Annotated in this window: 9 protein-coding genes; 1 reads left to right on the top strand and 8 read right to left on the bottom strand. The window is 43.5% G+C overall.

All coding sequences use genetic code 11. The annotated features are described in order from the left end of the window. Nucleotides 1-39: 39 nt before the first annotated feature. The 4 genes from WG906_RS14175 to gmd form a co-directional block, all read right to left on the bottom strand. Nucleotides 40-642, bottom strand: a complete 603-nt coding sequence (locus tag WG906_RS14175; protein ID WP_339993394.1) for an ArsR family transcriptional regulator — start codon at nucleotides 640-642, stop codon at nucleotides 40-42. 2 nt (nucleotides 643-644) lie between these two features. After that, the gene (locus tag WG906_RS14170; protein ID WP_339993393.1) at nucleotides 645-1736 is read right to left on the bottom strand and encodes a GumC domain-containing protein; all 1092 of its coding nucleotides are present in this window, start codon (nucleotides 1734-1736) and stop codon (nucleotides 645-647) included. After that, nucleotides 1736-4237 (bottom strand): SLBB domain-containing protein, encoded by a 2502-nt coding sequence (locus WG906_RS14165; RefSeq protein WP_339993392.1) that lies wholly within the window; start codon nucleotides 4235-4237, stop codon nucleotides 1736-1738. The genes WG906_RS14170 and WG906_RS14165 overlap by 1 nt, the downstream gene beginning before the upstream one ends. A gap of 4082 nt (nucleotides 4238-8319) precedes the next feature. Further along, on the bottom strand, nucleotides 8320-9456 hold the full coding sequence (gmd, locus tag WG906_RS14160) for a GDP-mannose 4,6-dehydratase (protein WP_339993391.1): 1137 nt from the start codon (nucleotides 9454-9456) through the stop codon (nucleotides 8320-8322). Between the two features lie 148 nt (nucleotides 9457-9604). On the opposite strand from gmd, the gene WG906_RS14155 reads away from it, so the two are divergent. Further along, a complete protein-coding gene (locus tag WG906_RS14155; protein WP_339993390.1) occupies nucleotides 9605-9754 on the top strand; it encodes a hypothetical protein in 150 nt (49 codons plus the stop codon). Here WG906_RS14155 and WG906_RS14150 read toward each other — a convergent pair. From WG906_RS14150 to rfbD, 4 genes are all read right to left on the bottom strand, one after another. Next, nucleotides 9729-10013, bottom strand: a complete 285-nt coding sequence (locus tag WG906_RS14150) for a GIY-YIG nuclease family protein (protein ID WP_339993389.1) — start codon at nucleotides 10011-10013, stop codon at nucleotides 9729-9731. The genes WG906_RS14155 and WG906_RS14150 overlap by 26 nt on opposite strands. Nucleotides 10014-10325: 312 nt before the next feature. Next, nucleotides 10326-11594, bottom strand: a complete 1269-nt coding sequence (locus tag WG906_RS14145) for a nucleotide sugar dehydrogenase (protein ID WP_339993388.1) — start codon at nucleotides 11592-11594, stop codon at nucleotides 10326-10328. 301 nt (nucleotides 11595-11895) lie between these two features. Then, a complete protein-coding gene (gene rfbA / locus WG906_RS14140) occupies nucleotides 11896-12771 on the bottom strand; it encodes a glucose-1-phosphate thymidylyltransferase RfbA (protein ID WP_339993387.1) in 876 nt (291 codons plus the stop codon). 90 nt (nucleotides 12772-12861) lie between these two features. Continuing rightward, nucleotides 12862-13716, bottom strand: coding sequence for a dTDP-4-dehydrorhamnose reductase (gene rfbD, locus WG906_RS14135; RefSeq protein ID WP_339993386.1), 855 nt, complete (start codon nucleotides 13714-13716; stop codon nucleotides 12862-12864). Between the last annotated feature and the right edge of the window lie 86 nt (nucleotides 13717-13802).

Genomic DNA, 13802 nt, shown 5'->3' with positions numbered 1-13802 from the left:
GTTTCACGTAAATTTGGATTTGATATTTAGTAATGTCAATCAACACTCTGGCCGCTCATTAAAAATTATCAAAATATTCTGTGGAGAGGACAATTTGGCAAATTGCTCATACTCTAATTCAGTAAATATTACCGATCGTATCTTTCGCTTTATTACACTCTCTGCCTTGTCAATTAAACTGGCTACATACAACTTATTTATATTGCCAACCAGAACCATGTCAATAATCCCCGAGTCTTTTCCATGCGCATAATCTCCCGAGATGTATGCGAGCTTTAAATCACCAAGCTTAGCTACCACTTGGCCGATAATCTGGTCAATTCCGACATACTTTTTAACAATACTCACGATATCCGGAAAAAGAGGATGCATTTTATTGGCTTGGTAAATAACTGTATTTCCTTGAGTATGCATGTGTAATAACCCCGCCTTACTCAAACGATTAAGCTCAATTCTAACAGCATTAGTGGACTCATTGAATTCGACAGCAAGGGACCTTAAATAAGATTTAGTGTCGCTATTTATGAAAAACTTTAAAAGAAGCTTTAACCGTGTTTTAGAAGTAACAATGGAATTTAACACAAGATCGAGTAAAAAAACTACTCGCAAATATACACCTTTTTTGATGAAAGCAAATGTCATGTTCACTTTGAAGCCATTATACTCCTCAAAATCTCTCTGAATAGAATATAAAAACTTGTCAGAAAGAACGCTAAAAAAGCTCCGAGAAAAAATCCCTTATAAAGGCTGAATTCAACGACCTCTAGAGGCATTATAGGCCTATCAATAATCTGGATCAAAGGCATTTCCTTGCGCAAGGAAACTTTTGCAACTTCAAGATTCTGGATCAACTGCGTTAATATAGCTTGATTAATTTGAACATCAAATTGCTTCCTTTGAGAAGGGGTACGCAATACTTGTAAGGCCAAATTTGGGTTTGGATTAGCATCGGAAGAGACTGCTACGCCAGTGATCGAGGAGTTTAACGCCCTCTTGACCGAATCCGTTTGATGTTGAAGTATAGCTACATTAGCTGCAGACTTTCTGGTTTTTGTTTCGATGTAAAAATTTGACACCTCTTTAATGAGAGCCTCTGCAAATTGCTGTGAAAATATCTCATGTGTTGAAATGACCTTAACGGATATTATGCCAGTCTCTTTATCAGGCTTTTCAATCTTCAAATCTTTCGTCGTAATTGCCCCATGGAATAATTTCATTGCAGCATTTTGAGCTAATGAAAACTCCTCTGGCTTTAAGCCAAGGGGAAAGCTTACTGAAGCAAGCAATTTACTATCCACCCATTGGTCGCGAAGATTATTTATTCTAATATAAAGTTCAGCCAGGGTGATCTTAGTGCTATCTATTACAACAGGCGTAAGCAGTGCCTTCTGAATCATGGATCTTGACTTCATTAGCGCCAGTAGATTGCTACTGGCAAAAACCCCACCCCCACTTGCTCCCGCCAAATCTATTCCAAACTGGCCAGCTAAACTCGTATATCCCCCAAGTCCATTACCTGATTGACTTTCTTCCAACACAAACATTATTTCAGCTTTGTAAGCCGGCTTCTTTGTGTACCCATACATTACTCCTAGAAGTCCACCCAAAATTATTGCCAATACGAAAATGGGCCACCTTTTTAATAAATATTTGTACAGGTATTGAATTCGAAGGATGATTTCCTTCATCGATATCTCATCGTCTTGACTAACTTTGATAATATTTTCAGGACCCACTACTTAATCAAATTTAAAACTCCCAATATAATTGCTCCGAGTGAAGCAATACCAGAGGTCAATCCTACAATCTCAGAAGCCGACAGTTTCTTTTGTTCAGCTTTCTTTGGCACAAATATCTCCGCCCCCGGCTTCACCATCGGATAATTATTAAAAAACAAAAACTTTCCTGTACTTCTAACCGCGCCATTCGCATAGATCACGTAAGATCTTTTCTTTAATGAGCGGTCAGAAAATCCACCCGCATCAGAAATATATTGCCGGAATGTTTTTCCACCATTGTAAATAGCAGTAGTAGGATATAGGACTTCCCCGCTCACTTTCACGGTTTGAAGTTGTTTCGGAACCCTAAGCACATCCCCTTCTTCCAATATCAGGTCCAGCTTTGTTTTTGGCTTATCCAATATCCTTTCCAAATCAATTCCAACAAAGTCATTTCGTAAAATATCTTGTTGCTGTATAATATCTGTTGAATCCTTCGCAGTCTCCTGTAAACGCTGTAGTTTCAGTATTTTCTGTTGATCTTCTTCAGCTGTATTGATCTTATTTTTACCAGAACCCTTTTCACTGGCTTCGGTACGTTTTAAAGAAGCTCCGGATAGGTAAGCCAGATCAGTTAAGCCCCCAACCCGTTTGATCAGGTCAGAGATGCGCTCATCTTTACGGGTAATGGTATAGGTTCCGGGATATAGGACTTCCCCTTCTACCCTTACCTGGCGCTGAATTTCATATCCCGCGGCATTTCTTACTGAAATTATATCGAAGGGCTGTAAGTTAAATTTCGGACCCTGGATAATAAGGTTTTTGTCCACATCTAACTGGTATACCTGTGCGATACGAGAATTGGCTGCGCCTGCTTCGCTGTCTTTTACCCGGCGGGAAATTTCTATGCGTTTGGGAGATGCTCCTTCTTTAAATCCACCAGCTAAAATTATCAGGTCCTCCAGGCTCATGTTTTCTGCGTAACCTATTGTACCGGGTGACCTGACTTCTCCTTCAATACTTATTTTATATTCCTCGCGTAAGTCAAAAATAGAGGATATGGTAACCTGGTCCTCGCGCTGGAGAGTGATGTCGGCAGTCGAACCGTTCATGATCTTTGTCAGGTCGAAGGATATCAGTTCTGGAGAATTATCTGCTCTTAATCGGGTAATATATCCCCGGGGTAAAAAAGCGTCTTCGGTTATACCTTCCGCTTTTCTGATTAACTGTCCGAGGGTTAAAGCTGGTTCCAACTGATACTGGCCCGGACGGAACACCGCACCTGTAATGCTTACCCTGTTTTCAAAGCGATCGAGAATGGGCTCGGCAAAATATTTGTCACCGTTCTGAGGGGTATAAGTATTGAAGTTGTTAGCTAAAACATCGGAGATACGACGCTCTTTAGCGGTGTTCTGGATCACTTTGATCCTTGCTGTATAAGCTTCACTGGTGAAACCACCGGCAAAAGCAATTACATCTTCCAGAGATTCATTTGTTGTGGCTTCAAATATTGCGGGACGCTTTACCTCGCCTGAGAATTCTACACGTTTTCTATAGGTCGGGATACGGATAATATCCTGATCCTGCAAACGGATATTATTTCGCTGAAAGCCGCGTAGAAGAAACTCGTACACATCCAGCTTAGCGATTACGCGGTTGTTCCTGATAATTTCAATTTCCCGGAATGAGCCGTTTTCTGCAGGACCGCCGGACGAATACAAGGCGTTGAAAACTGTAGAAAGAGAGGACAGAGTGTAGGTACCCGGACGGGTAACTTCCCCCAATAAGGTTACTTTTATGCTTCGGATATTTCCCAGGGTGATATTCACTTTGGTATTTCCGCCGCGCATATTCGGATAAATGCTAGCCAGCCTGGAACGAATCCTCTGACTGGCCTGTTCTATGGTTTGCCCGCCTACGGAAACCATACCCACATAAGGGATATTGATGTTACCGTCGGGGGATACTTTTAATTTATAATTCGCCTCTGAATATCCGTAGATATCGATGTTCAGTTCATCGTCCGGACCTAGCTGGTAGTTTTGAGGTGTGGCGAGGCGAAGGTTTGGCTCAAACGAAATTTTAGAGTTTTTGAACAGTTCTGAGCCAAAGATCCTGGAAACAGGGCCGGACACTTCAGCGGTTGTGGTATCGGCTTTAAAGTTTAGTTCCCGTTCTCCTGAGCCAGATGATGTATTACTATTTGCTGTATTCGTATTTGTGCTTGAGGATCCTGCTTGCTTTATTTTGTTAACCCTGGCGCGTAATTTGGCAACTTCAGTGGCACTCATACCCCGGGCCTGGGCAACCTGTTCCAGTTGTGATTCGCTTAAACCCTGGGCCTCTACCTGCTGGATGAATTGCTTAATCTGAGCGTCGGATAGCTGGTCAACATTAATATTGCTGAAGTTTTGTGTGGTTTGTGCTGTTACGGGGTGTATAGCACCCAGGCATAAAAACAGTATAAGCAATATAACAGATTTGGGTAGATTCAATCTATTAATGTTTTTAAATTTCATAAGAGCAACGTTTTTCAGCATAGTTAAAGGATCCCTTTTCTCTTTAAACCCAGACAATATCCATGTGCAGGGACCATCCGGTTTGTCGCCTTTTCGGCGCGTGCATTTCAGGATCTTTTAACAGATTCCGAAATATCTCAGGATGAACACCGCTTTCGGACAGCATCATTTTTATGCGAGGGCAAAGATATGGAAATGTAACAATGTTAAAGGGCTTTTTTTAAAAGATTTACTAAGCCTGTTTGAAGGCCCCTATTGTGAGGGCTAGTATATGGTTAAAGTATGGCAAAGGCATAGATAAAGTATGGATAAAGTATGAGATGAGTTTTGGGTTGTCTTACCCTAATATAGCTATACAGGTTATTGAATTAATTGTAGATTGACTATACACCGCAAGGTGTTTATTGTATTGGAGCTATACAAGTTCCTTTTCATTTATTTTATAGTTTCTGTTCTTCCTGCCTCATCCCCGTCATTCCTGCGCAGGCAGGAATCCTAATGCAGAGCACGATGAACCTGATACCGGTATGGTGCTTACGATTGCCGATCAAGTCGGACGAGGCGTAGAAGATGATGATTGTCGTGCTTAATGAGGTTTGACTGACGGGTGCAAAAAAGCACAGGGTTAGAATGATAGTATAGGAGCGTCATTCTGGTTTTATAATCTCAATAAAAATAGCCATTTAAAAACAATAAAAAACAGGTGAATAACGCCAAGAACAGAACCCCGCCTGAACGGAACGCCCGCCTGAACGGACGGGCAGGGGCAGGGAAGCTTCAGCCGCACAGGGCAAATTCCCGGTCCGCCGTTCTGCTCGGGCCGGCGCTAGATTCTGGTAATTTGATGATTGTTGTGCTTAATAACTTTGGCCTGGACGGGAGCAAAAAAGTGCATCTGGCATCATGCTATGGGAATCTATTTTTATACCTGACCTGCTTGTTCAAGCAGCCTGCCTAAAGCGCTATACTCCCATCCTTATCTTCAAGGAGGGGATAAAGGGGTGGTTTTAGGATTACCGATCAAGTCGAGCCGCGGAAAATGATAATTGTCGTGCTTAATGACGTTTGACTGGCGGGTGCAAAAAGCACAGGGTTAGAATGATAGTATAGGAGCGTCATTCTGGTTTTATAATCTCAATAAAAATAGTATTCTTTCCCGCTCATAGCCGCGGGAGGCCTAGTCCCTTTTTCTTAGCAAAAAAGGACAATGCCGAGTTATAGCGAGACCATGCCTGGACGGGTGCAAAAAAGTGCATCTGTTATCATGCTATGAAAATCCATTTTATACCTGACCGACTGTTCAAGCAGCCTGCCTAAAGCGCTATACTCCCATCCATATCTTCAAGGAGGGGATAAAGGGGCGGTTTTACTCCGATTGTATAGTCCAATTAACAGTCCCGTCATTCCTGCGGAGCACAAGGCGGGTGGAATTACTGTTACCCCCGGCAACGCCTGATTTATCATCCACCCATCTACCGATCTCCTTCGTATCACCTCCGTATCTGCATCGAATCTGCACCGTGAAGTTTCGGAGCAATCAGCCTCGTGATACGAAGCATATATAGTGCAGATAGCCGGCATATGTGACCATGGGTAGAGCAGGGCCGGGAACAAACATGAACGCTGCAGGGGGCAGACTGCTTTTACCTGGTGTTTATTGGCAATAAGAAAATCTTTTTGATAGAATTCAGCGATTACAGCATTAAAGCCATGTCACCGATTTAACCGAAACGACCTATTTTTGACCAAAAATCGCGCATTTGTTTAGCCCTTCTTCAGCTCTTGTTCAGTTCTTGTTCAGCTCAAACCGCCTCCAGAGCCATTTGAGCTGAACAAAGGGTAAACAAGGTATGAACAAGAACTGAACAAGGTGGCAGCAAGCAGGCTCGATTTAGAAAGATCCGATATTTTAAGATAAAGGCCACCACCCCCTTTTTATTCCCCCGCCTGCGGGGGACACGAAGCGCGTTAGTGCCGGTAAGAATACTTGTCGAACCAAAATACATAAGAATAAAATTTCGTGCCCGAAAGACATTTTCGTGTGGGATAAAAAGATAAGATCCGTGTTTATCTACATACGATGTTTAACTCGCATTCTTAAAATCCGTACTTTCTGCATGGCAGGGCAGGATTTCGCTAATGCGCCTTCCCTCCCGCCTCAATTCGCGTTTTCATCTTTAAAAGGATACAGGCTCCTGCAGGCATCCAGCTCACGAAACATCTGCCTGATCTCCTCTTCCAGATTTGGGTTTTTGATGATTATCGTGCTTAATAACGTTTGCGTGGGCGTTTGCAAAAAGTGCATCTGGCATCCTGCTCTGGGAATCCATGTCTAAGAATAACCCCTCTGATAACCAGTGTTTTTTATATCTGACCGACTGTTCGGGCAGCCTGCCTAAAGCGCTATACTCCCCTCCTTATTTCCAAGGAGGGGATAAAGGGGTGATTTTACTCCGATTGTATCGTTCAATTATCCAACCCATCATTCCTGCTGGCAGCCGCACAGGGCAAACTCTCTGCTCGCCGTTCTGCTCCGGCCAGCGCTAGATTCGGGTTTCTGATGATTGTCGTGCTTTAATGGCGTTTGGACTGGGCGTTTGCAAAAAAGCACATCTGGCACCGTGCTATGGGAATCCGTGCCAAAGATTCTGGCAATGCAATAATAACCACCCCCTGCCCCCTCCTTGGAAATAAGGAGGAGAGTACGAGGCGACTGAGATAATGATTTTCGCTTTTAAAAAGGTATGCTCGGGCTGACTGCTACATTCTGGTAATTGATGATTGTTGCGCTTAACGGCTTTGCCTGCCAGATGCAAAAAAGTGGGAGGGCTCGGGCCGGGCGCTACCTTCTGGTTTTTGATGATTATCGTGCTTAATAACGGTTGCCTGCGTGTGCAAAAAATATGGGTATTTAAGGTATAATCTCGTACAGGGCGTGAACGGGGTTAAAGCGTTTTGTACCCCCCGCCGGCGGGGAATTAAAAGGGGTGGTGGTTTCCAGATATTATTATGATGAATTAATATTACGGGTCGTAAAATAATCATATTCCGGTATGGGGCTTTAGGATTGCCGATCGGATTGGGAGATGAATCTTAATGCTGAACATGATAAACCTGATACCGGTATGGCGCTTTAGGATTGCCGATCGGATCGGCAATGACGATTAGGGGTAGATGATGATTGTGGTTATGAGGATGATGACGATTCTTTTCCAATTACCAGGTACCGTCATTCCTGCGCAGGCAGGAATCCTAATGCTGAGCACGATAAACCTGATACCGGTATGGCGCATTAGGATTGCCGATCGCATCGGCAATGACGATTAGGGGTGGATGATGATTGTGGTTATGAGGATGATGACGATTCTTGTCCAATTACCAGGTACCGTCATTCCTGCGCAGGCAGGAATCCTAATGCTGTGCACAATAAATCTGATACCGGTATGGCGCTTTAGGATTGCCGATCGCGTCGGCAATGACGATACGCGAAAAATGATGGTTGTGGTTATGAGGATGATGACGATACTCGTCCAATTACTCGACCCGTCATTCCTTCGCAGGCAGGAATCCTAATGCTGAGCACAATAAATCTGATACCGGTATGGGGCTTTAGGATTGCCGATCGGATTGGGAGATGAATCCTAATGCTGTGCACAATAAATCTGATACCGGTATGGCGCTTTAGGATTGCCGATGGCGTCGGCAATGACGATACGCGAAAAATGATGGTTGTGGTTAGAACAATGATGGCGAGTCTCGTCAAATTACCAATCACCGTCATCCCTGCGCGGGCCCGCCTGAAACGGAACGCCCGCCTGACCGGACGGACAGGGGCAGGCAGGAATCTTAATGCTGAGCACAATAAATCTGATACCGGTATGGCGCTTTAGGATTGCCAATCGCATCGGCAATGACGATACGCGAAAAATGATGGTTGTGGATATGAGGATGATGACGATACTCGTCCAATTACTCGACCCGTCATTCCTGCGCAGGCAGGAATCTTAATGCAGAGAAAAATAAGTCAGTTTTTAGAAGATAAACGCAGACAGCGTTCCAAACGCTGTCTGCGTTGGGGTATTTTATTCGAAATAGTTTAAAACCTGGTGTCCGCCTTGTTTTAAGTATTCGTCTTTTTTAGTGAGATTTAAATCTGAGTGCACCATATCTTTTACTAAAGCCGGTAAATCGTATTTCAATTTCCATCCCAGCTTTTCTTTTGCTTTGGTAGGATCACCGAGCAATAGATCAACTTCTGTTGGGCGGAAATATCTCGGGTCTACTTTAACGATAGTCTGACCTGCCTTTAAAGCATCGGTGTTTAAGCCAAGCTCTAATGCCCTTGCCTGATCCACATCGACGATTACACCTTTTTCGTTTTCATCTTTTCCGCTGAATTCGATTTCGATTCCCAGTTCGGCAAAACTCATGCGTACAAATTCACGAACAGCGGTAGTGATACCGGTAGCGATTACGTAATCTTCCGCTTTATCCTGTTGAAGGATCAGCCACATGGCCTCGATATAATCTTTCGCATGCCCCCAGTCGCGCTGAGCGGAAAGGTTACCCAGGTACAAACAGCTTTGCAGGCCTAAAGCGATTTTCGCGGTAGCGCGGGTAATTTTACGGGTTACGAAAGTTTCCCCCCTGATCGGACTTTCGTGGTTGAATAGAATTCCGTTGCAGGAGTACATTCCGTAAGCCTCGCGGTAGTTCACGGTAATCCAGTAGCCGTATATTTTTGCCACTGCATAAGGCGAACGGGGATAAAAAGGCGTTGTTTCACTTTGCGGAACCGCCTGTACCAAACCGTATAATTCTGAAGTAGATGCCTGGTAGATACGGGTCTTTTTAGTAAGTCCCAAAATACGCACTGCCTCAAGGATACGCAGGGTACCGATACCATCGGCGTTTGCGGTATATTCGGGGGTGTCAAAACTTACCTTAACATGGCTCATTGCAGCCAGATTATAGATTTCGTCCGGTTGAACCTCCTGTATAATACGTATGATGTTAGTTGAATCGGTTAAATCTCCGTAGTGTAATTTAAGCCTGACATTTGTTTCGTGAGGATCCTGGTATAAATGATCGATACGGTCTGTATTAAATAATGACGACCGTCTTTTTAAACCATGGACTTCATAGCCTTTTTTTAATAAAAATTCTGCCAGATAGGCTCCGTCCTGTCCAGTAATCCCTGTGATTAACGCTACTTTCATTTACAAATGTCTTTTTTGGGTGTTGTATTTTGCATGGCCTGATAAGGGCCCTTCAAAAATACATTTATTTATTAAAGTGATGGATAAAATCAAAAAACAACAAACAACAAGAATGGTTTGCAATATTCCGGCAATAAAATTATAAAATTTGCATGATATTGAGGGGAATATTGAAAAATTTAATCCGGAAGAAGACGGAGTGGCTTTATGTTTCGACAAGCTGGTACTTCGACAAGCTCAGTATGACGCTACTCGTATGGCGCCACACGGAGTCACCTCAAGCGAGATTGATAGCTAACACTTAATTCAGGAAGCTTATCCCATTCCCGTTTTATTAAAGCTTCTTTTTTCGCTCTGCGCCAGCCTTTTATTTGTTTTTCGAATTCTATGGCTTGAGTAGCATCCTGAAAGTATTCAACAAACATGAGTTGAACCGGGCGCTTTTTGAATGTATAGCTTTTGGGATCTAATCCATTTTGATGTTCCCACAATCTTCTTTCTACATCATTTGTAACCCCAACATAGTAACTCCCATCTGAACATTGAAGACCAGCCATGTATTGCATCATTAAAGATAGGAAATTGGTTTGTATTGTAGGATGTCAAAACTGAAAGGCAGATTCTCCGCTCTATGTTTCGACAAGCTCTATACTTTGACAAGCTCAGTATGACGCTGCACGAGTATCGACGCTGCACAGCAGGCGACGAAATTTGAAGAGTCAGTTTTCGTGAGGACTGCGTGGAGGTGTCACCCTGAGCCTGTCGAAGGGTGTGATTGGGGTGGGCATATACCACTTTATGCTTCGACAGGCTCAGCATGACTCTGCAGGCTCGACATGAAGCCGACAGGCTCCGTATGACGCATGAAGCTACAACCTTGCATCCACCCAAACCCTGTCTATAATCGACTTGGTATCAAAGAGTATGGTGTTTTCCTGTTTTAAGGCGGAGTAATCCAGTTCGTAAAATTCCTGATGGGCCACAGCCAGGATCACAGCCTGGTATTCATTCTGATAAATATCCGAAAGCAGATTAAACTGGAAGGTCTGAGATACTTCGGTTGCTTTGGCCCATGGATCAAAGACATCCACCTCAATACCGTATTGCTGCAGCTCCCTGTAAATATCAATGACTTTAGTGTTACGTATATCGGGACAGTTTTCTTTAAAGGTAATACCAAGTATCAAAGCCCGGGCGTTTTTCACTGCAGTGCCTTTTGCCAACATCATCTTCACAACTTTACTGGCAATGAAGGTTGACATATTATCATTAACACGTCGTCCGGAGAGAATAACTTCCGGGTGATAACCTAATAGTTCTGCTTTATGGGCAAGATAATAGGGGTCCACTCCTATGCAATGCCCGCCTACCAGTCCGGGTTTAAATTTTAAAAAGTTCCATTTTGTTGCTGCAGCTTCCAAAACATCTGTGGTATCGACATCCATCCTGTCGAATATCAAAGCCAGTTCGTTCACAAAGGAAATGTTCACATCGCGCTGGGCATTTTCAATGGCCTTGGCTGCTTCGGCCACTTTAATGGATTTTGCTTTAAAGGTGCCAGCTTCTATGATGCCTGCATACAGGGTATTAATAAAATCGGCGACCTCGGGGGTTGAACCTGAGGTTACTTTTACGATAGTTTTCAGGGTATGAACAGCATCGCCCGGACTGATCCGCTCGGGGGAATAACCGCAGAAAAATTGGATGTTGAATTTCAAACCGCTGACAGCCTGTAGAACCGGCACACAGTCTTCTTCGGTGCAGCCGGGATATACGGTAGATTCATAAATTACAATGTCACCCTTTTTTAACAGTCGGCCCACACTGGCAGAGGCCTCAAGCAATGGACCCAGATCGGGCTTTTTTGATTCATCCACAGGTGTTGGTACGGTGATGATGTACACATTAGCAGATTGAATATCTGCAGCGCTATCGCTGAATTTTACAGTGCTGTCTAAAAGATCGGTAGATTTCGCCTGTAAAGTGTAATCGTGTCCGGATTGCAATTCATTTATACGGACAGGATTGGTATCGTATCCTGTGACCGGGTGTTTTTCGGCAAAGGCCAGCGCTAAAGGCAGGCCGACATAACCCAGTCCGATAATTGCGATGTGGATGTCTTCAATCTTTGGTGGCATGTTTTGTTTTTATTTGCAGATTTTCATGGGTTGATGTTTTTATACTAATTCCAGTATAGTGCTGTTCGAATCCACCCCCTTGTATTCCCCCGCCAGCGGGGGACACTAAACGCTTTAAGGTTGCCGGTGAATATGGGCTGCATATATTTGCAAGTCTTACAAAATTTGATGGGATATGTTTATGCATTTGAAAAGGATACTAAATACACCCCTAACACCTCTCAAGAGGGGAATCATAACGCCTTAAAAACCTATGTCCACACGGTAATCCGGTGGTTAACCGCTTTAATAGGCGAGTGCATTACTGCACCAGCCCCTGATTAACAATCTTCAACAGGTATTGTCCGTAGCCGCTTTTAACAAGCGGGGCTGCGATTTCACTTAAATCATCCGCTGAAATATATCCCATACGGTAAGCCACTTCTTCAATACATCCGATCTTCAGGCCCTGACGGTCCTCAATAACCTGTACAAACTGGCTGGCTTGCATCAGTGATTTAAAGGTTCCTGTATCTAACCAGGCAGTACCGCGACTAAGCACTCCTACCTTAAGCTTTCCCCGCTCAAGATAAACCTTGTTGACATCGGTAATTTCATATTCACCACGAGGCGACATGGGGATGTTCTTAGCGATTTCCACTACGGAATTATCATAAAAATACAAACCAGGAACGGCATAATTAGATTTAGGATTAACGGGCTTTTCTTCAATAGAAAGCACATTATTATCCTTATCAAAATCCACTACTCCATATCTTTCAGGATCGGAAACGGGATACGCGAAAACCACACCTCCTTCAGGTTCTTTAAGATCTTGTAAAAGCATGGAGAGCCCGTCGCCGTAAAAAATATTATCTCCAAGAATCAGCGCAACGCTGTCCTCCCCTATAAACTCCTCTCCTATTACAAAAGCCTGGGCCAGTCCGTTTGGAACCTCCTGCACTTTATAGGAAAATTTGCAGCCAAGCCGGGAGCCATCCCCTAAAAGTTTTTCAAAGTTTGGCAAGTCATGGGGCGTTGAAATGATAAGAACCTCCCGAATGCCTGCAAGCATCAGGATCGACAAGGGGTAATAGATCATCGGCTTATCGTAAACCGGCATCATTTGTTTACTGGTGGCAAGGGTCAGAGGATGCAGCCTGGTGCCTGACCCGCCGGCTAGTATAATTCCTTTCATTCGTTTTATTTTAATATAAGCAGGTGTATGTTTCGACGGGCTTATACTTCGGCAAGCTCAGTATGAAACTACGTCAACAAGTCCATCTCCTTAGTCCAACTTCTTCATACATTCAATCAAACTATCCCTCCAATAGGGGATCTCGATATTAAATGTATTTTTAATTTTTGATTTATCCATTACTGAAAAAGCGGGACGAATCGCTTTTGTAATATATTCTGAACTTTTAATGGGTATCGCTTTAACTTTCAGTGCGGCGATGTCGAAAACAGCTTTCGCGAAATCGTACCAGGAAGTTACTCCTTCGTTGCTGTAATGATATAATCCGTATTGCTGACTGTCGTTCTTAATGATGTGGAATATACAACGCGCAAGGTCAATAGCATAGGTTGGCGTACCAATCTGATCGCATATGATACGCATCTCTTCCTTTTCTTTACCAAAACGAAGCATGGTTTTAACAAAGTTATTCCCGAATTCGGAATACAACCAGCTGGTGCGCAGAATATAATACTTATCATTTGTCGCTGCAATTACCTGTTCTCCTTCGAGTTTGGTTAAGCCATAAATGTTTACAGGTTCTGCAGCATCGGTTTCGGTTAAAACTTTGGCTTCATTTCCGGCAAATACAAAGTCTGTGGAAACATGAACGAGTGTAGTACTATATTCCTTACATAAACGGCTAAGATTATCTGCTCCCTGGCGGTTTATTTTCCGGGCGAGGTCCTGTTCGTCTTCGGCTTTATCTACGGCGGTATATGCGGCGCAGTTGATGCAATAAGCCGGAGCTTCGGTTTGAAAGATAGATTTTAGTGCTTCTACATTCAATATGTCGGCCTGCTCTTCAGGCAGAAAATTGATATCCTTTATATTTTGCTGTCCGGCTACCACTTTAAGGCATTGGCCGAGCTGCCCTGAAGCTCCAAAAACTATGATTTTGCTCATTAATATTTCTAAAGCTGCAAATTTATCAAAATTATTGAATGAGAGAGGTACTGGGGAATAGAGTAAATCTCAGCTCTTTGAGTTTG

The sequence above is a fragment of the Pedobacter superstes genome (genome assembly GCF_037622515.1).
Lineage (GTDB): Bacteria > Bacteroidota > Bacteroidia > Sphingobacteriales > Sphingobacteriaceae > Paradesertivirga > Paradesertivirga superstes.
The sequence above is the reverse complement of the archived record's forward strand: the minus strand, read 5'-3'. Positions and strand labels throughout refer to the sequence as shown.